Here is a 23,310-nt window from a genome sequence, read left to right on the forward strand (position 1 = left end):
GAGCGCATTTTCAAGTTCAGATTAGACGGCTTAGAAACGCCAGTTATAGAAAATATCCACGGCACGTTCCAACGACTGACTGGCTTCCAGATACAGACGTTTGTTCATCTGATAGCGCAAGGTCAGCTTGTTCACCGGGGTAAACACGCCCACGCCATAACGGATAAACAGATCCGGAGTGATATAACCGGTCAGGCTGACCTGGGTATCATCACCCGTACCCTGTGCATCTAAAGCCAACCCACTTAAACCGAAGGTACGCCCAATCTGGTTGGTCAGGGCACGTGTACCCCCTAAGCCCATACTAATACCAGCCGCGGCAATGGTATTGTTGACGTCTGACTTAAAGCTTTCGGTCTGGCTTAAACCGCTGGCACCTTCGTTAATCCGGCCGGTAATCAAGGCATTTAATGCTTCTTGTTCAGATAAGCCTGCATCGTTATAGACCTGAATATTCGGACTACTGGCTGTGCCTGTGACTCTAAAGCCGACCATACTGCCCTGTACGTTTTTATTGGCATCCATGTCTAAAGTTGGGTTAGAAATTGGGCCATTAAAACGCGCAATTGCACGGTTCAAATCCAGACTTTGGCCATAGGCTTCAATCTTGACGCGCTGGCTAACCCCAATTGCACCATTGGCGCGCATGGCGGTTTCCAGACCACGCTGACTCAGATACAGACGGCCCACCAGAGGAATACGGCTGTCAAAGCCCTGGAAGATGACCTGATCACCCAGATTCAGTTCCAGATCGGCACGAATATCCCAAGGACGCGCAGAGCGTAATACCGCCAGCTGGTCTTGCCCTTCATGCACCACACGCACATCTGAAGACAGGCTCACCACCGGATCGGAAGCCTCAGGCATGGAAATTAACGCACGCGGTACATCGACCTTACCATTTAAGCTTAAGCGTTTCTGGGTCGGGAAAACCTCCATGGATAAATCCGGCGTCACAATGGCAGTAATTAGCGGCGCCTGACGTACCAGCAGATTATCCCCTTTTAAGTTCAGCTGAATTTTAGGTACGCCTTTCCAGTCAACACTACCGGTTAAATGCCCCACACCCTGACCGCTGTTAAATGCGGCATTAATTGTGGCCGAGTCCTGCCGAATCGAGGAATACAGCTGCACATTGGTCAGGTTCACCGGCAGGGAAATCATGCTGATGGCACCATCTTTCAGACGCATTTCACCGGTCAGTAATGGCTGGGTTAATGTACCACCGACCTTACCGGCAAAGGACAATACCCCGGCCATAGAACGCACATCGGCAATAAACGGCTTAAAGACTTTTAACTGCACTTCATTAAAGGCAATTTCACCGCGCATCGGCTTACGCTCGGTATACGGATCAATAATAACATTGGCATAACCGGCACCAATTTCCGGAGTTTTCACATCCAGTCGAATTTGCAGACCTTCGGCAATACTTTTAGCCACCACAGCCACCTGATCATAGCTTAAGGTCGAGCCCAGCTCTTGTGGGTCATCACCTGCCAGTCCAATGACCCCATTACGGGTTACCAGACGTGCATCAATTTTTGGCCGCTGACCTTGTGCCCAAGATGCTTTGGCATGTCCATTGACTTTACCGGTAATCGCCAGACCTTCCGGCATAAAGGCGGCAAAATCATTCAGGTCGACATTGCGGGTTACAAAGGACAGATTACCGCGGTTTTTATTGACCCGAATAGGCTGGTCAAAACACAACTGGCTTTGCTGGCTCATCCAGCAATGCGCACCCACAAACAGATCGCTGGTTTTGGTCTGGAAGATGACCGAGGCATTCTGACGCTGTACCAGACGGGTTCTTAAGGAGTCAAAATCACCTTTCTGGATTTGACCTAACCAGTTATTTTCGGCATTAAAACCGCCGGCCAGCTGCACATAGAAGCTACTTAAACGGTTTTCCGCTTTCACTTTCAGTAGATGCGCCTGACGGGTACCGGCCAGTGAAATCTCGCCTTTTTGAATTTCACGGTTGCCGCTACGTAAATTTTCCAGACTGGCCGTAAGCAAGGTCGGGGTATTTTCCGAGGTCGGTAATTCACCGCGTAAACGCATTTTACGCACGCTAAACAGGTTATTTAAACCAAAATCATCGACCACCAGATTGGCAGTGGCCTGCAGGCGCGGCTGTGACTGCACATTTAAATAGCCATAAGCACGGCCACGCAAACCGGCATACAGTTCGTATAGTGCTGGCGCATTCAGTTTGATTCTCAGGTTTTGTGCATTCCCGGTGGCCTGAATCTGGTTCTTGGCATAGGCCAGGTATAAATTATTGGCCTCAAACTGCTGTGGCAGGAAACCTTGCTGATTGGCATCCATTAACAGGGCCAGATTACCGGTACCACGCACCGGTTTATTGTTGATCATGCCGGCCAGATTAAGCTTTTCAATATTGATGCGTTTAAGCTGATCTGACCAAACCCCTTGGGTACGCACATTACCCGACAGCTCGCCGCGCACACTCGAAACAAAATAATGCGGCTTAAAGCGGATTAAAGAGGCGTTCAGGTTCCAGCCAATGCCATTTTTCAGGTTCAGCATCCCATTGGCCAAGATCTGCCCCGCCACACCGTCATGACGCAGATCTGAAATCTTGATCAGCTCTGGTGTACCCGACAGTTTTAGCTTTAAACTGCCCTGACTGGCTTCCAGCAGACTGCTGTTGAGCGCGCCATCATAATTGACCGCAAAGCTCTTGAAGCCACCACCCGCACGCTCATCATGGAACAGCAAGGCCACGGTACTGTTCCCGGTCAGATGCACCGTTTCATCCTGCTCAGCCAGACGACCGCGTAAATCAATATTGTTTAAATGAATAATCTGCTGGTTCGGACGGGCAAAACCATTGGCCTGCAAACGGCCATTCAGCAGATTGACCGGAGCAGCATCAGCAATAATTTGCGGATTAAAATTGTCCGCGTTTAAGGTAGCATTCCATTTGAGCTGGCGCTTGTCGGTTGGCAGTTCAATCAGCGCACGGCCCGTTAAGGTGCTGGCGCCGGCGTTATAGCTAAAGCTTGGTACATCCAGATTACTGTTCTTCAGATTCAGCTCGGCCTTGTACATACCCGCTGGTAAAGCACCCTGCTCATGCTGTGCCACCTGGGTTGCGACAAAAATCTTCTGCTGGCCTTCGACCAGGGCCATCTGCACATCACCCGATTCACTGGATAACCACCCGATATAAGGCATCGCGCGGTCAATATTGTTCCAGCGCACATCCAGCACCATGGGGTTTGGCTGGCGGTTTTTCGGCGCATTCTGATCCAGTTTCAGGTTCCAGGTTTCATAGCGGTCAAAATCGACCTGCGCCGTCAGATGGGTTCCATTTTCTAAATGGCCTTTAGAGGCAATTTGAGCATCCAGACTTGGCGGCAGAAAATCCTGCACCACCTGCGGAATGAGTGGGTCTTTCGGATTAATCTTGTCCAGGCGACCGGTGAGGTCCCAGCTGACGCGCTCGTTCCAGCCGACCACACCAGCCACATTCACGGCGCCCTGCATCAGCTGGCCATTTAAGTTGCTGATGTTCAGCTGATTGACCAGATCGGTATGCATAAGCGCGGTATATTGTCCTTTTGGAAGATCTTTACCCGTCAGATCGGTAGCGACATCTAAATCCAGACGTTTAATATCACCCTTAAACTTGGCTGTGCCGTCTTCTGTATACAGCTCCCAATCTTGTAACAGCGGCCAATGGTATTGATTGAACTGCAGCTCGCCAAACATGGGCACATTTTTACGCATCGGATGCAGCACCACCCAACCGGTGAGCAAATCGGGCGTATAGGTCGCCACCCCGGCCTGAATGGTATCTAAAGACCCTTTGGCGACGACTTTAATATCATGAATATTGAGGCTGTTGTTTAACGAAGGTAAATTCACATCGCCAATGGCATTCAGCGGATATTTGCCATAAAAATCCATATCGCCGCTGGCATTTTTGACCGACAGATAATCCATACGCATACTGGAATCTTCAAATTCCAGTTTGGTGCCCGACCACAGCGCATCGTTCAGGATCACATCATAAAAATTGACTTTGCTGCCACCTGAAGTCTGAATCAGCAAACGGTCCAGATCGGCATGATCAAGCCGGAGTACAAAAGGCAGACGGATTTCATTAAACTTGAATGGTCCATCACTTGGCGGTCCTTTGGTGGTAATTTGCAGATTACGCACATCGGCATGGGTAAAATGGATTTCCTTATTCAGCACGGCGCGCCAGCCCAGCATGACATCAGCGCGGTCAATTTTGACATCCACCGATTTCAGTGTGACCAGAATATTGCGCAGGATAATACCGCGCAATAAGTTCCCGCCTTCATATTCATACTGAATGATCTGCTGACGTTCCAGCACCCGGTCAAGCAGGAATTTACTGCCACGGTCGGTCGAGAACATGATTGCCAAAGCCGATACCAGCAACACCACCATAAACAGCAGTGACAACAAGGCACTTCTGACTATTCTGCGCTTTTTGGGTACAGGCGCGGGTGTATTTGGTTGCTGTTCAACTTCAGCCATAGTTCTCTCTAAATCTTAATTTTATAATTGCGAGCCAATAAAGAAATGCAGACGAATTGGATGATTCTCATCCGAAATGCCCGAAGCGACATCGACCCGAATCGGGCCAATTGGTGATGCCCAGCGTACCCCTAAACCGACACTGTATTCGGTCGGATTGCTAAAATCGGCATCATAGGCATTACCAAAATCGCTAAAAATTGCTGCGCGCCAGCCTTCCCTGAATTGATAGTTATATTCCAGTGAGCCAACCCCAAGTGCTTGTCCACCAATTTTAAAGCCATCAATTTGCGGAGACAGGCTCTTAAAGTCAAAACCGCGAATGGTCTGATCCCCACCGGCAAAGTAACGCAGATTATAAGGCACTTTGCTAAAATCTTCGGTCACGATATAACCCAAATCGGCACGACCGACAAACTGATGATCGTTATTTTCACCCAGAGAATAAATAAAACGCCAGCCGGCATTTAAGATTGCCATATCGGCATCGGACAACAGGCTTTCACTGCCAAGTTCAACTTTATAAATCTGCTTGAAACCACGGGTCGGATTGACACGCGGACTGCTGTCAGTACGCGACAGTTCATAACCAAACAGTAAAGATTGCTGCTCGGTGGAACCATTGCCAATAAAGGCGTCAGGAATCTTGTCAATATCGACCACACCGTTCTGGGTTAAACGGTCCAGACGGTAACGCAGACCATAAGCATGTTGCCAGCTGCCACGCGGGTTTTTAATAATCCGGTCGGCGCCGGCCACTGCCGATTCAATTAACAGGTCATTGCCGGCAGAAACATCGCTACGCTCTTCACGCTCATAACCGGCCACCAAAGTAATATAGTCATTCAGTGGATGATTATAGGGAATGCTATAGCGGCCATCTAAAGACTGGCGGATTTCAGATAGTTCCAGGTTGGCATCGAAGGAGTGACCACGACGGTTAACAATGGCCCGGCGATACTGGCCACGTACACGCATTCCGGTATCTGTGCCATAACCGGCACCGACTTCTGCACTGTTCAGCTTGTCGGCGTTCAAAGTCACAATCACCGGAATTTTCTTTTCCAGACGTGCCTGTTCTTTTAGCCGCTCTTCTTCTGATTGCTGGGTTTCCTGTTCGACCCGCAGCTGACGGATGTTTTCATTCTGCTCGGCTTCCTGAGTGCCGGCAAACTGGTCTTCATCCACCACTGACTGGGTCACTTCTTCAGTCGAGCTTAAATCTTTCTGGTCCTGAACCGGCTGGAAGTCTTCAGCGGAAAGTTTGCGCTGATCAACCAGGGCCTGAATATCCGGTGGCAACTCTGTTGGGCGTTCCAGCGGATCGGGACGCATGGTATCGACCAACGTATAGTTAAAATAACGTGAGTTGGTCAGGTTATTGGCCAGACCGTTGACCCGCCAGAAAGTATAATCGGCGCCATCTTCCCACGGCACCATGCTTTCCAGAATATCCATATCCAGAGGAAATTCTTTGCTCGGATCGCTCATCCGGAACTGGGCCGGCCCCAACGTATAACGCTCGCCGGTTTCATAGCGCAGATTAATATCGGCAGTATTTTGCGGCTGCGCCACTTTCACGTCATGCAGGCGCCAATAGCCATCAAAGAAACCGTTATTGGAGGCAGCATCATTAATCCGGGTTTTGGTCTCTTCATACAGACCGTGGTGAAACACATCGCCAACATCCTGATCGGGCAGGACGCGAATTACCTGGAACTGTGCCAGATTCTCACCTGGGCCGCTAAATTCAATATTCTGCTCCTGCACACGCACCGGTGTATTTGGTGTGACCAGAACCCGCACCCGGCTGTCATTCAGCTTTTCAAACTTGAATTCGGCATGATAAAAGCCGACGGCCTGTGCCGCCTGATTAGATAAAGAACGCAGCTGTGGTAAAGCCGAGGGAAAATCGGCAAAAGATTCCTGGGTAAAACTGGACAGTTTGCCGCGCACATTGGCACGCAGATTTTCCAGTGCCGTGGCATAGGCCTCTGCGGAAACTTCACCACTATTTTCGGCGCCGGTAATCACCACATCGGCACTAATCCGGGGCACCCGTGCAGTATTTAACTCACGCGGTGGACGTACCTTATACAGCAAGCGCCGGAAAAACCCCGGTTTATCGGCATCGGCCACTTCTGTATTCAGGCCCAATTCAGTCAGGGTTCGGCCGGAGGTATTCGCTTCCACCACAATCTGGCTGTCGGCGCGAATACTGTCCATGAGCTGGTCGACATTGACCGGAGACTGGTTAATTTCGGCCAGTTCCTGCTGGGTGGCATCATTAATCAGTACTTCGGTATTCTGCTCGGCGCGATACTGGCGTGCTTCCTGTTTGGCCTGTTCAGCGATCTGGAAAATTTCTGCGGCCATATTGGCATCGACCGGCATTACCGGTAAATCATCCAGATTTTCCAGTTCAATTGGCTGAAAAGCGTCTATCGGTTCACTGCTATTTTGCTGCTGTTGCAACATCTCCAGACTGTCCGGCTCAGTGCTGGGCACCTGAAAATTCTCAATTTTTTCTAATTCTTCAGGGGTATCTTTGCCTTGGCTGAGCGCCAGATCGCGAATTTCCTGTTTCATGTCGGCCGATGCGACCGGATCGCTCGCCGGTTCCGCCACTGCGGGAGGATTTTGACTAAAGCCCTGCTGTGCGACTAAACTTAAAAAGATGCTCAGACAAAGTTGTCTGGAATGCCTCCACTGAATTATGGCATGCATACTGTTAGACAGCGCAGACTTTTTAAAAGTTCGGTTCACAAGCATAGAAAACTCTAAATTTAATCTTTTTAATGGAAAAATCCGCAATGAAATGTTCGCTAACAGACTCTAATTTATTGGATTTTTTCAACAGTGAAAACACTGCAAAATATCATACATGATTTTCGGGCAATTATATCAATTGGTCACATTTCTTAATAAAACTAATGAAGTCCACTTCTTATGGAAAAAAATGAAAATTTGCTAGCCACACGACGCTTCTTGCCCATGTTCTGTACCCAGTTTCTGGGCGCGCTGAATGACAACGTGTTTAAGCAGGCTTTGCTGCTGGTGATTACCTATGGCTGGATCAGTCAGCAATCTGGCAGTATCAGCACCCTGAATAATCTGGCGGCACTGCTGTTCATTTTGCCCTATTTTATTTTCTCGGCCACAGCCGGACAAATTGCCGATAAATATGAACGCTCGCAGCTGGTGCGTTATTTAAAACTGCTGGAAATTGCGGTGATGTTACTGGCCACGGTCGGCTTCCTGATTGGCAACTTATGGTTGCTGATGTTTGCCCTGTTTTTAATGGGTACCCAATCGACCTTTTTTGGTCCCATCAAATATGCGATTTTGCCAGAAATCCTGAAACCGAATGAGTTGATGTCGGGAAATGCGCTGTTCCAGTCCGGCACCTCAGTTGCCATTCTGGTCGGGATGATTCTAGGCGGCGCGGTGATTTCCATCTCCGCTGGTAATTTACTCTGGATCAGCCTGACCGTGCTGGCTATTGCCGTGGTCGGTTATCTTGCCAGCCGTTTTATTTTAAAACAGCCGATTGCTGCACCGCAGTTACAGGTGGACTGGAACTTTTTCCGTACCAGTATTCAAACCTTAAAATATGCCAAAAACCTGCCGCTGATTTTTCTGATTTTACTCGGTAACTCCTGGTACTGGTTTTATGGCGCGACGTATCTGACCCAAATTCCGCAGCTGACCCAGCAAAACCTGCATGCTTCTGAAAATGTGGTCAGCTTATTGCTAACTTTCTTCTCGGTCGGGATTAGTGTCGGCTCATTACTCTGTCGTAAAATTGGCGGTACCGAGGTAAATATCAAGATGGTGCCGATTGGTGCAGTCGGTTTAACCGTATTTGCATTTTATCTGGCCGCCGCCCTGGCCTTTGTACCACCACAAACTGGCGAACTGCTGGGCTTAAGTGAAGTCTTTCAGCAAGGCTGGAGTTATTATCATGTGATGCTAGCCGTGACCTTGCTCGGTATTAGCGGTGGTTTTTATATTGTGCCCCTATATGCCATGATGCAGGCCTATTCACCGCGCTCGCATCGTGCCCGGGTGGTGGCAGCCAATAACATTTTAAATGCGATTTTTATGGTTTCTTCAGCCATCTTCTCGATTATTATTTTAAGCGTGCTGCAAATTGACCTTAAAATTCTGTTTTGTATTACTGCTGTTTTAAGCGCCATATTCACCATCTGGCTCTTGTTTAAACTCAAGTCTATGCTTGATACTGCAGCAGACCCTCTGGAGGATTAAATTCATGCGTCATTACACCGGTCTCGACAAGTTTATTCATTCATTTGATCAGGCCTTACGCAGCCTGGTTCCGGGTGTCACCTCGGCTCAGCGCGATAATCCTGGGCAAAATACTCCAACTCAATTAGCAGTGAGTGAAGCGCGTCATGTGGCGGGATTAATGCGGGTCAATCATAGTGGTGAAGTTTGTGCGCAGGCGCTGTATCATGGTCAGGCACTGACAGCGAAGCTCCCGAATGTACGCCGCGAAATGGAACAGGCCGCCATTGAAGAACAGGATCATTTGGCCTGGTGTGAAGACCGTTTAAAAGAACTGGATAGCCATACCAGCCTGCTCAATCCGGTCTGGTACGGACTATCTTTTGGCATGGGCGCTATTGCCGGAATTGCCGGAGACAAATATAGCTTAGGTTTTGTCGCTGAAACTGAGCGTCAGGTCAGCCTGCATTTAGAAGATCATATTCGTCAATTGCCAGCACATGATGAACGCTCGCGCAAAATTCTGGAACAAATGAACGAGGATGAGCTGCATCATCGTGATACGGCGCTAAATGCAGGTGGGGTTGATCTCCCTGCGCCTGTACGTATTGCTATGACCGGTATTTCAAAACTGATGACCAAGACTAGTTATTATATTTAAGCGTTTTATCTTCATCATGTTTGATGAAAGATTCCAAAAACAGCCTGCATCCTCGCAGGCTGTTTTATCATGCGTGTGCAAGCTTAAGTAAAATCAACACGACCAATTTATCTACTTAATTTAAAAAGCCCGGTATAAAAACCGGGCTTGCTGATAAATCATGTCATCTTCAGGCTGAACATTGAATTACAGGAAATGGATGGGGCTGATGAGCAAATGCCGCATTGTGCCACAGCTCGAACATCGGGATTTTCACATCCAGCGCCAGTGGTAATTTTTTCGGATTAAATTGCATTTGCTCCAGGCTTGTCCCCCAAGCAATTAAATCCACATCTAAACTGATTTGATGTGAAGGTCGTACCCGCCCGGAATCTGCTTCTAACTGTTTTAGCAAGGCCAGAATCTGCTCGACACTGTGTTCACTCTTGAGCAGACAGGCGGCATTCCAGTAATCCGCACCAATCCCATCCCGGCACGGAATCAGATAAATCGAGGAACACTGCAAACGCCCCAAACGCGACAGCGCAGCAAATGCCTGTTGAAAATGCTGTTCAGGATGAGAATTACTCGCCAGTGCTAGGGCGAAAATCGTTTCGGTGGCGTTCAAGACGAATTCCTACAGATTGGGCTTGCGGGATAATGGCAGGCTTGCGGATGCTAATCATAATCGATTCAACTGTAGGATAGTGAGCAAAAAGTGCATCCAGCACCAGCTTTGCTGCATGTTCAATCAATTTTGGCTGAGCGGCCTGAATCACTTGCGCAGAAATTTCGCAAATTTCGGCATAGTTCAGGGTATCTTCCAGTTCATCAGAACAGGCAGCCTGCTCCAGACTGCACTGAATGCTTAAGTCCAGCAGCAAAGGCTGGATAATCTGACGCTCCCAGTTAAAACAGCCCACCACTGTTTCGACCTTTAAGCCTTCAATAATAATTGCGTCCATCGGATTACTCGGGCGTGTATAACGTGAATCATCGCCTGCCTGCTACATTAGCATCACGTGTCACTTTGCGATGTAGCAGCAACAGCTTGTTATATAAAAGCTGGGCGATGTCTATAAATTAATGTTTGAGCAGCAGATTCGGGTCCATACTTTGTACCATCTGCAAGCGCTGGTCGGCATAAATGTCAGTATACGGCGCCAGGATACGCATGAAACGGTCAAAGTACAGCATTTGCTTGAACAGCAGCGCAAAATCACGCGGGAAACGGATGCCATGACGTTCACCAACCGCCACCATATCCATCATGATGTCATTTAAATCGGCCGGATTTGAACTGAGGATTTCCTGGGGATCGGCCAGCAATACACCACTAAACAGACGTTCCAAATCTTGCGCCAGAATTTTAGTGTCAATCTGGGTATCGGTCATGCCCATTTTCAGCATGTTTTCCGCCATCAGCGTGTAGTCGGTATTCTGCAAGGCATCCATAAAGGCGATACAGGCCGTCCAGACTTCAGGCTTCAGCTGCCCGACAATACCAAAATCAATAAAACCGACGCGGCCATCTTCCAGCAGCATCAGGTTGCCAGCATGCAGGTCGGCATGGAAACTGTTACACATCATCAGGCTGCCAAACCAGGTATTCATGGCGGTAATTAACACCTGCGACGGGTCTTTGGCATACTGTTTTACCACTTCAAAATCGGTTAAAGGCACCCCGAAAAGACGCTGCATGGTCAACACCCGGCGAGTGGAATACTGATGATAAACCTTCGGCGCTGTTGCAGCCTGATTCTGGGTCAGGTTCAGATAATTGACAAAATCATCCAGGTTTTTGGCTTCTTCAATAAAGTCGACTTCGCGCACCATACGGACTTTAATTTCTTCGACAATATCGGCCAGAGAGGCGAATTTTACTTTTGGTACGGCTTTTTCCAGCAGCTTGGTGGCCCAGTGCAGCACATTCAGGTCAGTATATAAAATGGTTTCCACACCCGGTTTCTGGACTTTAATCACCACATCTTCGCCCGAGACCAGCTTGGCAGCATGCACCTGGGCAATGGAAGCCGAAGCCAGCGGGGTTTCATCAATCGAGGCAAAAATTTCGCCTAAATCACGCCCGGCGAATTCTGAAGCCAGCACCTGCTGTACATAGCTAAACGGCAATGATGGAGTTTGATCTAAACAGCCCTGAAACTCTTCCACATACTCACGTGGAAACAAAGATGGCGTGCTGGCAATAAACTGTCCCAGCTTGATATAGGTTGAACCGAGCGATTCAAAGGTTTCACGCATCAGTTTGGCATTGCTGGGTTTTTCAGTCGCATATTTCAGGCCGGCTTTGGCCGCCACGACCGCCGTTTCGCCCATACGCGCCACGGAACGAAGGCCATCTAACCAGATATTGTTTTTCATAATGTCTTCGATGAAATTAAATTTGAGTCAGTGTAGCAAAAAATTGATGTCAGATAGATTTATCTTGCCTGACAGCATGGGCAATTTCGGTCTTTTTCAAACGCCAGCAGGCGCTGTTTTAAACTCAGCCCATCCCAGAGCAGCAGCTTCTGTTTTAACGCAGCAATTCCCAGACCTAAATAGATCAAGGTATGATGCGCCTGTAAACTGGCCATCACATTCGGAGTCGTGGCCAGCACACCAGAATCGGCGCAGCGCAGGCTTTCATTGGCCTGATCTTCTTTTGGAAACAGGCATTCATAGCAGGCCGAATCGCCTTCCACCATAAACAGCTGGCCCTGAAAACCAATAGCCGAGGCGCTAATCAGCGCCACCTGATGCTGCACACAAACACGGTTGACCAGATAACGGGTACTGAAATTATCGCAGCCATCCAAAACCAGATCCTGCTGGGCAATCAGTTCGGCGGCATTGCTGTCATCCAGTTTGGCTGTGATGGCATGTACCTGAATATACGGATTAATCTTTTGCAGACGCTTGGCCAGAATGTCGGCCTTATAAAAACCTAGATCTTCTGCGCTATAGGCAATTTGACGTTGCAGGTTACTGACTTCAATCGTATCGGCATCAATAAGGGTGATTTTTCCGACCCCGGCGCGCGCCAACAGTTCGGCACTGCTACAGCCGATACCACCACAGCCGACAATCAGCACATTGGCCAGTTTTAATTTTTCCTGCGCTTCGATGTCCCAGCCATCCAGCAAAATCTGGCGACTATATAAATGCATTTCTGCATCGCTCAGTTCCTGCCAGTTATCCTCAAGTGTCACCATTTATCTTCCTGTTTTTTGCTGGCTATAGTGTAATTCGATTGATTTTTTTTAACAGCCTTACCCGCTGTTTTTTCGGTGTTCGCTGCCCTTCGTTTTATGTATAGCCTCTTGGTCTGGATGATATGTAAACAACTGTCTTGCCTGATGCGATTTTGTTGAGCGCAGATATTGTTTTACCCTGAATCTGTATGAGTTAGGTGAGACCGCTACGCGAAGCACAAAAATCGTTTTACTCTGCTTGTGAATGAGTTCTTTTGCGTAAAAGCGCATTTACTGACATCAGGAGCAGAGCACATGAACGATCAACATAACCGCGACAAATTATGGGAACTGATTAAAGATGTACGCTTCACCATGATCAGTCACCACACCGAAACCCAAGAAATTCATGCACAGCCAATGACCATGCTCAATTCTGAAAAGCTGCATGAACGTCAGAATTTGTATTTTATTTTGCGTGACAGCAATGATCTGGTTACAGCAGTGACCAGCGGCCGTAACCAGATTGGTCTGGCGTTCTCCAAACCCTCAGACGGGATTTATGTGTCGATGAGTGCACATGCGCAAATCAGTACAGATCGTGCCCTGATTGATCAGCTCTGGAATCCATGGGCGGAAAACTGGTTTAACGGCAAGGATGATCCTTCGGTGCGTGTTCTGGTGGCAGAAGCGATTAGTGCCGAATACTGGAATGTCACCGACAATAAAGTCACCCAGTTATTTAAAGTACTGAAAGGCAATCTGACCGGTAAAACTGGTGAACCCAATTCTGAACACCAGAAAATGGATTTATAACAGCCACATATACGCCTTGAAATAGCCATAAAAAAAGTCACGCTTTGACCTGTATTTTGCAGATTCTTGCGTGACTTTTTATAGATAAAAATAAAACTGATAAAAATCAATATCAAGAAACCAAATGTAATGACATACAAATTACATAAATTAAATAATTTTAATTGTCTTCTATCTCCTCTTAACTGACTTTTTCCAACAGTATCTGTTTATCAATTTCCTGCTGCTTAAGGATATTGCGTTGAATCTTGCCGCTGGAGGTTTTGGGTAAAGCCTCGACAAATTCAATCTCTTTCGGATAAGCATGTTTGGATAAACGTGAACGCACATAATGCTGTAGTTTTTGTTCCAGTGCCGGACTTGCAGCAAATTGTGCTTTTAGCACCACAAAGGCTTTAACGATTTCAGTACGCGCCGGGTCCGGTTTACCCACCACCGCTGATTCCAGCACTTCCTCGCATTCCAGCAAGGTGCTTTCGACATCAAACGGTCCGACCCGATAGCCCGAAGTTGTAATGACATCGTCTGCACGCCCAATAAAATCAATTCCGCCCAGCTCATTTAAACGCACCGTATCACCGGTTAAATAGTACTGGCCCACAAAGGATTTACGGTTATGTCCGGCATAGCCTTTAAACCACATTAATGGAGATTGTGATTCATCCAGCGCCAGCGTGCCAATTTCACCCGCGGCAACTTCCTGATGCTGTGCATTTAATACCGCAAAACGATGTCCCGGAATGGCATAACCGGCCGAGCCCACTTTTTTGTGATGTTCCAGCGCATGATGATTGGCAATCACCATGCCCAGTTCAGTTTGTCCGTACTGATCGTAAACATTGACCTCGAGATCCTGTTTAAACCAGTGAATAACTTCTGGGGTTAGTGGCTCACCGGCACTGCTGACCACGCGCAAGGTTTTAGGTACACCGGCAAATTTTTCTTTAAAGCCAAAGAACATACGAAAGGCTGTTGGCGAACCGGCCAAATTGCTGACCTGATATTTTTGAATGACTTCCAGTGCATGATCGACACTAAATGGTCGTTCATCCATGATAATACTATGCCCCAGACTGAGCGGCCCGGTAATGCCATAATACAGCCCATAAGCCCAGCCCGGATCGGCCAGATTCCAGAACGAATCTTCAGCACGTAAATCCACCGCATGCTGCATATAACCTTTAAAGGCCAGCAAGGCTTTTAAAGGCACCGGTACCGATTTTGCCAGACCCGTAGTACCCGAAGTAAACATCATCAGGAAGTCATCTTCAAAGCTGCGCAGTACCGGCTCAAAACTGGCAGAATGCTGATTCAGCTGCTGCCAGAAATCGGCATCACTTGTTCCAGCGGCTTCGGCACCGACGGTTAATATACCAATCTGCTGCAACGAACTGAGTTTGGCGCGCTGCTCGGTATGGGTCACAATAAAGCGGGTATTGGCAGCCTCCAGCCGGTGTTCAATCGCTTTCGATTCAAAGGCCGTAAATAGCGGCTGATAGACCGCGCCCATCCGCCAGGTGGCCAATACGGTAATCAGTAATTCCGGAGTACGTGGCAGCAGACCGGCAATACAGTCGCCTGCTTTTAAACCCATGGCCTGAAAATAATTGGCCAGCTTGCCCGAAGCCTCAGCCAGCTGATCAAAGCTCCAACGGGCTGATTCACCCTGCTTACCTTCCCAGATCAAAGCGGTGTGCTGCTGTCCAGAATATCGGCCACAGCATTCGGTATAGGCATTCAGTGCCTGTGCCGTTCCCTGTAACTGGGTAGCAATCAGTTGTTCCAAATTAAAATCTTGATAGGCGTCTTGCAACGTTTTCATGGGGGCAACCTCTTATCCTTCGGGGCGATTGATCTGCAAAAACATCCGTATTGCAGAACGTGTTCCTTGTTGTTTTCATGCCATCGGGCTGATGGTCTGCAGTCCATCCGACTGCAGGGTTATTTCTTATACTGCTATTTTTAGGTTGTGCCCATGCAAAGTGGTCTTCACATGGGAGATGGGTTAGATGATGAATAGCATCTTATGCTTCAGTTCAGCATAAGGACGGCGCGACTGCAATTTCCATTGGCCTCAATCGTGATGCCGTGTTTGGACATATTGCTGTATCAACGTCGGTTTAAGGCTGGGTCACAGCCCGGGCGATTACCAAACGCTGAATATCCGAAGCACCTTCATAAATCTGGCTAACCCGAACATCGCGGTAAATCCGTTCCACCGGGAAGTCGGACACATAACCATAACCGCCATGAATCTGGATGGCATCGGAGCAGACGCGTTCTGCCATGGTCGAGGCAAACAGTTTGGCCATTGAGGCTTCTTTTAAACATGGCAAACCGGCATCTTTTAGGCTGGCTGCATGTAGAATCAACTGACGCGCCGCTTCAATTTGCGTGGCCATATCGGCCAGACGAAAAGCCACTGCCTGATGTTGCACGATCTCAACCCCAAAGGCTTTACGTTCATTGGCATATTCCACGGCGGCATCTAAAGCAGCACGCGCCATCCCCACCGATTGGGCAGCAATCCCGATCCGGCCTGACTCCAGATTGGACAAAGCAATTTTATAGCCTTCGCCTTCCTGACCGAGCAGATGATCAGCTGGAATACGGCATTGATCCAGCACAATAGTCGCCGTATCGGAACAATGCTGCCCCATTTTGTCTTCTAAACGCGATACGATATATCCGGGGTTCTCGGTCGGGACCAAAAAGCAGGAAATGCCTTTTTTGCCAGCAGATTTATCGGTCACAGCAAAGACCAAAGCCAGCTGGGCGTGTTTACCGGTGGTAATAAACTGCTTAGTGCCATTTAATATCCAGCTGTCACCATCACGTTCAGCCTTGCATTCGATGGCACTAGCATCGGAACCGACTTGCGGTTCGGTCAGGCAAAAACAGCCTAACCATTCACCGGTCGCCAGTTTGGTCAGATAATGCTGTTTTTGCGCTTCAGTGCCATAACGCTGAATGATGCCGCACGGTAAAGAGTTTTGCACACTCACAATCGTCGAAATCGCACCATCTCCTGCGGCAATTTCCTCTAAAGCCAGCACCAGCGAGATATAATCCAGACCGGCACCACCCCACTGTTCCGATACAGTCATACCCAGTGCACCTAAAGCGCCCAGCTCTTTCAGTTCCTGTGCCGGAAACTGTGCGGTTTTATCGCGTTCGGCTGCGGTCGGTTTCAATTTCTCCTGCGCATAGCTACGCATCATGTCCTGAACCATTTTTTGTTGTTCATTTAAAATCATTGCTTTCTCGTTCTCATTACGTTGGATTCGGCTGAAGTACGCTGGCTGATCTAAAAACTTGGGGGATGGTCTAGCTGCAGCATCAGCACGACAACCAGACCAGATGGGTTTATCTTATTTTTATTTACTTAGGCTATTTATTTAACCCAGCAAAGGGCTGCTTTTTTAAGTATTGTACTTATTTAGGCTGCATCCGGATCGCACCATCCAGACGAATCACCTCACCATTCAAATAGCCATTTTCAAAAATCTGTCCTACCAACTGGGCAAACTCATGTGGCTTAGCCAGACGCGGTGGATATGGCACCATCTGCCCCAAAGCATCCTGCACATGCTGTGGAAAGGCTTTCAGCATTGGTGTTTCCATAATCCCCGGTGCAATGGTCATCACGCGGATCGATTCACGGGCCAGTTCACGCGCTAGCGGCAAGGTCATCGCCACAATCGCACCTTTGGACGCAGAATAGGCCGCCTGACCAATCTGTCCTTCATACGCCGCCACTGAAGCGGTATTGACAATTACACCGCGCTCTTCTTCACCAGCTTGCAGTTGATATTTGGCCATCAGCTGCGCAGCAAAACGAATCATGTTAAAGCTGCCACTGACATTAATGTCCAGCACTTTCTGGAACATGCTTAAGCTATGTAAGCCTTCTTTGCCCAGCACTTTGGCTGAAGGTGCGATGCCGGCACAGTTGACCAGACCATTTAACTGGCCATAGTGCTGCTCAATCTCGGCAAAGAATTGCTCTACCGCGGCTTCATCGGTCACATCCAGCGCCTTAAACTGGGCTTTTTCACCCAATTGCTGTGCCATTTGCGTACCCAGCTCCTGATTCATATCGACCAGAATGACATTGGCCCCCTGCTCCACCAGATACTGTGCAGTAGCAGCGCCCAAACCAGATGCACCACCGGTAACCACACATACTTTTCCTTGAATCTTCATTTTATTTTCCCAAATAGTTTTGTTATCAATGACACATACTCGACTTAAGATGCAGAGTAATCAGACTCCAGCTTGAGTACAATTTCCAAATACAGCATCCTGCATGATGCCTTTGAACAATAGCATTTTTAACATAATTTTAAATTGAATAGACACGCGATGACGCCATCCCATTTGCATTATAGTAAAGGCACCATTTCTATTGCACTGGTGCATGAAGCACTGCAAGCCGCCCAGCAGCAAGGGGTGGAAATTCACTCCATTCTGACCCGGGCCGGTATTCCGCTGGAGCTGATGCATTCGGCCAAAGCGCGGGTGTCGGTGCTGCAATATGCGCAGCTGTGGATTGCCCTGGCCGATGCCATGAATGATGAGTTTTTTGGTATGGACAGCCATCCGCTGCGCCGTGGCAGTTATCGTTTATTGTCCAAATGGGTCTACTCTGCCGATACCATTGAAACCGCACTGAAAGAGATTCTAAAGTTTTTCAACCTGATTCTGGATGATCTGCGCGGGGAACTGCAGCTCAACAAAGATGCTGCTGTGCTGACCCTTCATGATCGGGCGCAGCCCAAAGCCATGTTCAGTTATGCGACTTATTTAATGCTGGTGCATAGCCTGATCTGCTGGCTCAGTGGACAGCGCATTGTCATTCAAAAAATCGAACTAAAATGCCCGGCTCCAAGCGATGATGCAGATTATCGGGTGCGCTTTTGTGAAAACATTCGCTATGAACAACCCGACAACCGAATCTATTTTGATGCGCAGGCTTTGGGTCTAAAAATCAAGCAGGATGAGCGCAGCTGGAAACGCTTTTTACAGCAAACCCCGTATAACCTGCTGGTGCGTTTTAAAAATCCGCATGCGTTAAGCACGATGATTCGCAAACAACTGATGCAGCGTCCGCCAAGTGAATGGCTGGAACTGCATGAACTGACCCGACAACTGAATATGTCAGGCGCCACTTTTCAGCGCCGTTTAAAACAGGAAGGTACCAGCTATCAGCAACTGAAAAATGAAATCCGCCGCGATACCGCGATTGAACTGCTCTCGAAAACCGAGCTATCGCTACAAGATATTAGTGAACGGCTGAATTTTCATGATCCAAGTGCCTTTCACCGAGCCTTTAAAAAGTGGACTGGCTTAAATCCGGGGGCCTACCGGCAGAATCAAAGCTAGCCGTTATTTATGCTGATATTTTTAACTCAGAACTTTTAAATATAAGTTGCAATATGAAGCACTTGGCATTTCAAGTGCAGTATTTGAACCGGTCATTCATCGTAACAGCATTGCCAATCACCCCAAAATAGATTAATTTTCACTCAATTTATCGCATAGATTCTATGCAATTTTGGCTGTAATCCCTCCTCCTCCTTGTTGTACTCCATCTTTAGAGGTTCCCATGCTTAAGATGATTGATGTGCTTGCACAAAATCTGGTTCAAAATTTTAATCACGCACTTTCTACTCCTTCAGAGCAACTTGATGAATTGCTGAATCAAGGCATTCTCAACACCTCTGAAGATCAGTTACGTAATGCGATGGCGGCATTTTTTGATCGTGAAGATGCGCTAGAAGCGGCACAAGCCTTAGATATTCCTCCGGAAGATCTGCACGCCTTACAAGCAGGCTTAGCACTTAAAGATGAAAACCTGAGCGAAACGGCAAAAATTGTAGCGCTGTGTCTGGCTTTAGAAACCGATAGCCTGGCTCAGATGGAAGTATCTGACTGTCTGCAAGATTATCCAATGTAAATCTTGAGCAGTTACCCAACGCCTTATTCAAGTGACGCTACGGCGTCACTTTTTTTGACTGGATTATACTGAATCATCCCAACGTATACGGCTTGCATTGCCTTGTCCGGCTATGGAACACTACGGCTGAGCATCCGCGCAGAAGCACTATGATTATTCGGGATAAAAGCAACAGTTTCGCATTACTTTTTGCATGGTCAGGCACCATCTTGCCCAAGGTCATGCCGGCCTTAATGATGGTGGTGTTCATTTCCACCGTGCTGGTCTATCTGTCCTCGCATCATTATGTACAGGCGCCGGCCGTGCCCGCGATTGGCTTTACCATTTTCGGGGTTATCCTGTCGATTTTCCTCAGTTTCAGAAATACTGCCAGTTATGAACGCTGGTGGGAAGGCCGCAAATTATGGGGGCAGCTGATTGCCACCTCACGCCATCTTGCCCGTGATTCCTATGTGTTGCCGCCCGCCGAACGTCAGGTGCTGATGTATCGGGTAATGCTGTTTAGCAATTTACTGAAAAACCGGCTGCGCACCCAGAATGAGCCGATTGATTTTTATCATAACAAGGTCAATTTAAGCCCGGCCGATTATCAGGCGCTGTTTGGGCATATTAATGCCGCCCAGTTTATTCTGGAACAGATTCAAAAAGATCTGGTCAAGGCCCTGCACAGCGGCGAACTGTCAGATATTGTCTATCACGGCCTGAACAAGCACATTATCAGCTTAGGGGATATTCAGGCCGGTTGTGACCGGATTCTGACCACACCTTTGCCGTTTTCGTATTCGGTATTGCTACACCGCACCGTGTACTGTTTCTGCTTTATTCTGCCTTTTAGTTTAGAGGCGAATTTAGGCATCTGGACCCCCATTCTGGTGGGATTAATTGCCTATCTGTTTTTGGGTTTGGATGCCTTAAGCGAACAACTGGAAGAGCCATTTGGCCTGCAAGATAATGACCTGCCACTGAGTGCCATGGTCCGGCTGATTGAACGGGAAATGCTTAGTGCCTTGGGTGAAGAATTACCTCCGGCCATTCAGGCGATTAAAGGCAACCTGACTTAATCGCCGAGTTGGCCGATAGTCACCCGATCATTACCGCCATAATCCAGAATGGTGCGTACCGCAACAAAACCGGCATCGTTAAAGATATTTTGCACAGCTACTGCCTGATCATAACCATGCTCTACAGCAATCCAGCCTTGCGGTTTTAACCAATGCTTGCCTTGCTGAATAATAATCTCAAGATCAGATAAGCCCTGCTTGGCCGCCACTAAGGCCCGTTCAGGTTCGGTGGCCAAATCTTTCATATGTACATCATCAGCCGCAATATACGGTGGATTCGACACAATCAGATCAAACCTCGGCTCGGCAGGAACGCCTAAAGCAGCAAACCAGGCGCCCAGCTTAAACTCTACCCGCTCCAAGTTATGCGTCTGCGCATTTTCTTTGGCAACCGCCAGAGTCGGCGGATAAATATCGGTTGCAGTCACCTGCCAATCCGGACGTTCCGATGCCAAGGCCAAGGCAATCGCACCGGTGCCGGTACCCAAGTCGATAATCGCCGCTTGTGCCGGTAAATCCAGTTGCAAACAGCTTTCTACCAGTACTTCGGTATCTGGTCTTGGCACCAGGGTATCTGGTGTGACTTTTAAATCCAGTGTCCAGAATGGCTGTGAACCGGTGACATAGGCCAAGGGTTCACCTGCTTCAATCCGGGCAATACCCGCAAGATATTGCTGTTCCTGTTCTGGGCTTAGCTCACGATCGGCCTGATATTTCAGCGCCAAGGCAGATAAACCTAGAATATGCTCCAGTAGCCAGAGATTTTCCTGACGTTCGTAGCTGTCTGCTACGCCACGAATGGCCAGTGCATCGGCAATTTTCATTAGCCACCATTTTGCTGGGCAAGTAAAGCCAGCTGATCGGCCTGATATTCACGGTGCAGGCTGTCCAGCAATTCGGTTAAATCACCTTCCATCACTGCATCTAACTTATATAAAGTTAAGTTAATACGATGATCGGTCATCCGCCCTTGCGGATAGTTATAGGTGCGAATACGCTCGGAACGGTCACCGGAACCGACCAAGTCACGACGCATTTCCGAAGTGGCAGCATCTGCTGCAGCACGTTTGGCATTTTCCAGACGTGAGGCCAATAAGGCCATAGCTTTGGCTTTGTTCTTGTGCTGCGAACGTTCTTCCTGACATTCCACTACCGTTCCGGTTGGAATATGGGTAATACGCACCGCAGAGTCAGTTTTGTTGACGTGCTGACCACCGGCACCCGACGCGCGGTAGGTATCAATACGTAAATCTGCCGGGTTAATATCCACCGTGGTATCGACATCAATTTCAGGCAAAATAGCCACGGTACAGGCGGACGTATGTACACGGCCTTGCGATTCAGTTGCCGGAACACGCTGGACACGATGTGCGCCACTTTCAAATTTCAGGCGGCCATAGACCCCGTCACCATTAACCAGACAAATCACTTCTTTATAGCCGCCGTGTTCGCCTTCGTTTTCTGACAGCACTTCAATACGCCAGCCTTGAGATTCGGCATATTTGCTGTACATGCGGAATAAATCGCCGGAGAAAATTGCTGCTTCATCACCACCGGTGCCGGCACGAATTTCCAGATAGGCCGAGTTGGCATCATTCGGATCTTTAGGAATCATCAGGATGTTTAAATCCGCTTCCAGCTGTTCAATCAGTGCCTTGTTTTCCTTGATCTCTTCCTGCGCCATCTCTTTAAAGTCAGGATCGGACAGCATTGCTTCAGCCGTTTCAATATCGGCTTCGGCCTGGGTATATTTGCCCCAGACTTCGGTAATTTCGCTCAGGTCATTGTGTTCGCGCGACAGCTGGCGAAAGCGTTTGTTATCGGAAATGACTTCAGCATCGGCCAAGAGTGCTGTTAATTCTTCGTGACGGTCAGAAAGTTGATCTAATCGTAAACGTAACGATTCTTTCATTGTGCAAATTATCTCAATATACAGGCTGTCGCCCTAATTCAATAAGGCCAGCGAAATCAAAAAATTGCCATAGTTTAACGATTCTGGCCAGCAAATAACATCTTTATTCGTAGCAGAAACTGCGTGGTTGATGGCCAAATCCAGCAAATACGCTACAGCGTGCAAGAGATGCATCCTGCCTCTTTCAATTTAAAGTCTGGGCTGCCGATAAAATCGACAGTTTTAATACAACTTATACAAAGCCGAAACCAAAGCACTGAATTATGAAGGTGCCTCTCCATATTTGCAGGGAATCCTTTTGTTACATTTACTGCCATCAAATGACATTAAAAAGTCCGCTCTTGGACATGGAGTGAATATGAAACTCAATGCTGTTTTATTAAGTGCAACGCTTGCTGCCACTTCTTTCATGACGGTGAATGCACATGCTGACAATGCGACCCGTGTAGCTGCAGCCAGTGCCTTAGGTAGTGTCGCAGGTACAGCCTTAGGTAAAAACATGGGCGGTACCACGGGTGCAACCATTGGTGCGGCTTTAGGTGGTGCAGGTGGCGCAGCTGTAGCCAGTAACAAACGCCATCGTACTGAATCTGCCATTGGCGGTGCCTTAGGTGGCGGTGCGGGTTATACCGTGGGTCAGAACATGGGCGGTACGAATGGTGGTTATATTGGTGCAGCGCTCGGTGCAGCCGGTGGTGCAGCGCTGGGTAACAAGATTTCCAAAGATAAAGAATACGACCGTTACCAGGAACGTAAATGGAAGAAAAAACGTCGTCGTTAATTCTCCCCTTGTAAAAAAGCATCTTCAGGACATTGCTGTCCCACAATTTTTCACAAGAGGAAGCTCATTTGAGCTTCCTCTTGTTTTATGGGTATTTTATCGGGTGAAAATAAAGCTTTTAAAGTTCTTCTTTCAAACAAATTCACTTGAATTATTC

The 23,310-nt window shown here is 48.1% G+C and carries 18 protein-coding genes; 7 read left to right on the forward strand and 11 right to left on the reverse strand.

The window, feature by feature from the left end:
• Positions 1-30: 30 nt before the first annotated feature.
• Both FTU69_RS11250 and FTU69_RS11255 read right to left on the reverse strand, forming a co-directional pair.
• Positions 31-4,542 (reverse strand): translocation/assembly module TamB domain-containing protein, encoded by a 4,512-nt coding sequence (locus tag FTU69_RS11250; RefSeq protein ID WP_180103901.1) that lies wholly within the window; start codon positions 4,540-4,542, stop codon positions 31-33.
• Between the two features lie 21 nt (positions 4,543-4,563).
• Positions 4,564-7,314 carry an autotransporter assembly complex family protein gene (locus FTU69_RS11255; RefSeq protein ID WP_180103902.1) on the reverse strand — a complete coding sequence of 917 codons (2,751 nt, stop codon included), beginning with the start codon at positions 7,312-7,314 and terminating at the stop codon, positions 4,564-4,566.
• 177 nt (positions 7,315-7,491) lie between these two features.
• On the opposite strand from FTU69_RS11255, the gene FTU69_RS11260 reads away from it, so the two are divergent.
• Together FTU69_RS11260 and coq7 are read left to right on the forward strand one after the other, a co-directional pair.
• Positions 7,492-8,811 (forward strand): MFS transporter, encoded by a 1,320-nt coding sequence (locus FTU69_RS11260; RefSeq protein ID WP_180103903.1) that lies wholly within the window; start codon positions 7,492-7,494, stop codon positions 8,809-8,811.
• A 4-nt stretch (positions 8,812-8,815) separates the two neighbouring features.
• Positions 8,816-9,451, forward strand: a complete 636-nt coding sequence (coq7, locus tag FTU69_RS11265; RefSeq protein ID WP_005178679.1) for a 2-polyprenyl-3-methyl-6-methoxy-1,4-benzoquinone monooxygenase — start codon at positions 8,816-8,818, stop codon at positions 9,449-9,451.
• A 169-nt stretch (positions 9,452-9,620) separates the two neighbouring features.
• Here the strand turns inward: coq7 and FTU69_RS11270 are convergent, their stop codons facing one another.
• The 4 genes from FTU69_RS11270 to FTU69_RS11285 form a co-directional block, all read right to left on the reverse strand.
• Entirely contained in the window at positions 9,621-10,058 is a 438-nt protein-coding gene (locus FTU69_RS11270; RefSeq protein ID WP_005178682.1) for a 2-amino-4-hydroxy-6-hydroxymethyldihydropteridine diphosphokinase, read from the reverse strand.
• On the reverse strand, positions 10,015-10,395 hold the full coding sequence (gene folB / locus FTU69_RS11275) for a dihydroneopterin aldolase (RefSeq protein WP_016659086.1): 381 nt from the start codon (positions 10,393-10,395) through the stop codon (positions 10,015-10,017). Before folB ends, FTU69_RS11270 begins: the two co-directional genes overlap by 44 nt.
• A 118-nt stretch (positions 10,396-10,513) precedes the next feature.
• Positions 10,514-11,812 carry an AarF/ABC1/UbiB kinase family protein gene (locus FTU69_RS11280; RefSeq protein WP_075166870.1) on the reverse strand — a complete coding sequence of 433 codons (1,299 nt, stop codon included), beginning with the start codon at positions 11,810-11,812 and terminating at the stop codon, positions 10,514-10,516.
• A gap of 59 nt (positions 11,813-11,871) precedes the next feature.
• Positions 11,872-12,645 carry a HesA/MoeB/ThiF family protein gene (locus FTU69_RS11285; protein WP_104488920.1) on the reverse strand — a complete coding sequence of 258 codons (774 nt, stop codon included), beginning with the start codon at positions 12,643-12,645 and terminating at the stop codon, positions 11,872-11,874.
• A 294-nt stretch (positions 12,646-12,939) separates the two neighbouring features.
• On the opposite strand from FTU69_RS11285, the gene FTU69_RS11290 reads away from it, so the two are divergent.
• Complete coding sequence (locus FTU69_RS11290) at positions 12,940-13,440, forward strand: pyridoxamine 5'-phosphate oxidase family protein (RefSeq protein ID WP_005178694.1); 501 nt, start codon at positions 12,940-12,942, stop codon at positions 13,438-13,440.
• 181 nt (positions 13,441-13,621) lie between these two features.
• Here the strand turns inward: FTU69_RS11290 and FTU69_RS11295 are convergent, their stop codons facing one another.
• From FTU69_RS11295 to FTU69_RS11305, 3 genes are all read right to left on the reverse strand, one after another.
• Positions 13,622-15,262 (reverse strand): AMP-binding protein, encoded by a 1,641-nt coding sequence (locus FTU69_RS11295; RefSeq protein WP_180103904.1) that lies wholly within the window; start codon positions 15,260-15,262, stop codon positions 13,622-13,624.
• A gap of 298 nt (positions 15,263-15,560) precedes the next feature.
• Positions 15,561-16,697, reverse strand: a complete 1,137-nt coding sequence (locus FTU69_RS11300) for an acyl-CoA dehydrogenase family protein (protein WP_016659090.1) — start codon at positions 16,695-16,697, stop codon at positions 15,561-15,563.
• A 178-nt stretch (positions 16,698-16,875) separates the two neighbouring features.
• Positions 16,876-17,646: a 3-hydroxyacyl-CoA dehydrogenase gene (locus tag FTU69_RS11305; RefSeq protein WP_005178702.1), complete on the reverse strand. Its 771-nt coding sequence runs from the start codon at positions 17,644-17,646 to the stop codon at positions 16,876-16,878.
• 159 nt (positions 17,647-17,805) lie between these two features.
• On the opposite strand from FTU69_RS11305, the gene FTU69_RS11310 reads away from it, so the two are divergent.
• From FTU69_RS11310 to FTU69_RS11320, 3 genes are all read left to right on the forward strand, one after another.
• Positions 17,806-18,825 carry an AraC family transcriptional regulator gene (locus FTU69_RS11310; RefSeq protein ID WP_180103905.1) on the forward strand — a complete coding sequence of 340 codons (1,020 nt, stop codon included), beginning with the start codon at positions 17,806-17,808 and terminating at the stop codon, positions 18,823-18,825.
• A 223-nt stretch (positions 18,826-19,048) separates the two neighbouring features.
• On the forward strand, positions 19,049-19,399 hold the full coding sequence (locus tag FTU69_RS11315; protein ID WP_177155736.1) for a hypothetical protein: 351 nt from the start codon (positions 19,049-19,051) through the stop codon (positions 19,397-19,399).
• A 149-nt stretch (positions 19,400-19,548) separates the two neighbouring features.
• The gene (locus FTU69_RS11320; protein WP_005178708.1) at positions 19,549-20,460 is read left to right on the forward strand and encodes a bestrophin family protein; all 912 of its coding nucleotides are present in this window, start codon (positions 19,549-19,551) and stop codon (positions 20,458-20,460) included.
• On the opposite strand, the gene prmC is transcribed toward FTU69_RS11320, so the two are convergent.
• Together prmC and prfA are read right to left on the reverse strand one after the other, a co-directional pair.
• Entirely contained in the window at positions 20,457-21,284 is an 828-nt protein-coding gene (prmC, locus tag FTU69_RS11325; protein ID WP_075166875.1) for a peptide chain release factor N(5)-glutamine methyltransferase, read from the reverse strand. The two genes, FTU69_RS11320 and prmC, sit on opposite strands and share 4 nt — an antisense overlap.
• Positions 21,284-22,372 carry a peptide chain release factor 1 gene (gene prfA, locus FTU69_RS11330; RefSeq protein ID WP_005178710.1) on the reverse strand — a complete coding sequence of 363 codons (1,089 nt, stop codon included), beginning with the start codon at positions 22,370-22,372 and terminating at the stop codon, positions 21,284-21,286. Before prfA ends, prmC begins: the two co-directional genes overlap by 1 nt.
• 358 nt (positions 22,373-22,730) lie before the next feature.
• On the opposite strand from prfA, the gene FTU69_RS11335 reads away from it, so the two are divergent.
• Positions 22,731-23,153 (forward strand): glycine zipper domain-containing protein, encoded by a 423-nt coding sequence (locus FTU69_RS11335; RefSeq protein ID WP_005178713.1) that lies wholly within the window; start codon positions 22,731-22,733, stop codon positions 23,151-23,153.
• Positions 23,154-23,310: the final 157 nt, after the last annotated feature.

This window comes from Acinetobacter sp. YH12134, from assembly GCF_013418555.1.
Lineage (GTDB): Bacteria > Pseudomonadota > Gammaproteobacteria > Pseudomonadales > Moraxellaceae > Acinetobacter > Acinetobacter indicus.

Coding starts and splice junctions, on each gene's coding strand:
- FTU69_RS11255 (WP_180103902.1), bottom strand. CDS start 7,314: ATGCTTGTGAACCGAACTTTTAAAAAGTCTGCGCTGTCTAACAGTATG.
- FTU69_RS11280 (WP_075166870.1), bottom strand. CDS start 11,812: ATGAAAAACAATATCTGGTTAGATGGCCTTCGTTCCGTGGCGCGTATG.
- FTU69_RS11335 (WP_005178713.1), top strand. CDS start 22,731: ATGAAACTCAATGCTGTTTTATTAAGTGCAACGCTTGCTGCCACTTCT.
- FTU69_RS11300 (WP_016659090.1), bottom strand. CDS start 16,697: ATGATTTTAAATGAACAACAAAAAATGGTTCAGGACATGATGCGTAGC.
- folB (WP_016659086.1), bottom strand. CDS start 10,395: ATGGACGCAATTATTATTGAAGGCTTAAAGGTCGAAACAGTGGTGGGC.
- prmC (WP_075166875.1), bottom strand. CDS start 21,284: ATGAAAATTGCCGATGCACTGGCCATTCGTGGCGTAGCAGACAGCTAC.
- coq7 (WP_005178679.1), top strand. CDS start 8,816: ATGCGTCATTACACCGGTCTCGACAAGTTTATTCATTCATTTGATCAG.
- FTU69_RS11320 (WP_005178708.1), top strand. CDS start 19,549: ATGATTATTCGGGATAAAAGCAACAGTTTCGCATTACTTTTTGCATGG.
- prfA (WP_005178710.1), bottom strand. CDS start 22,372: ATGAAAGAATCGTTACGTTTACGATTAGATCAACTTTCTGACCGTCAC.
- FTU69_RS11285 (WP_104488920.1), bottom strand. CDS start 12,645: ATGGTGACACTTGAGGATAACTGGCAGGAACTGAGCGATGCAGAAATG.
- FTU69_RS11290 (WP_005178694.1), top strand. CDS start 12,940: ATGAACGATCAACATAACCGCGACAAATTATGGGAACTGATTAAAGAT.
- FTU69_RS11250 (WP_180103901.1), bottom strand. CDS start 4,542: ATGGCTGAAGTTGAACAGCAACCAAATACACCCGCGCCTGTACCCAAA.
- FTU69_RS11295 (WP_180103904.1), bottom strand. CDS start 15,262: ATGAAAACGTTGCAAGACGCCTATCAAGATTTTAATTTGGAACAACTG.
- FTU69_RS11315 (WP_177155736.1), top strand. CDS start 19,049: ATGCTTAAGATGATTGATGTGCTTGCACAAAATCTGGTTCAAAATTTT.
- FTU69_RS11305 (WP_005178702.1), bottom strand. CDS start 17,646: ATGAAGATTCAAGGAAAAGTATGTGTGGTTACCGGTGGTGCATCTGGT.
- FTU69_RS11260 (WP_180103903.1), top strand. CDS start 7,492: ATGGAAAAAAATGAAAATTTGCTAGCCACACGACGCTTCTTGCCCATG.
- FTU69_RS11310 (WP_180103905.1), top strand. CDS start 17,806: ATGACGCCATCCCATTTGCATTATAGTAAAGGCACCATTTCTATTGCA.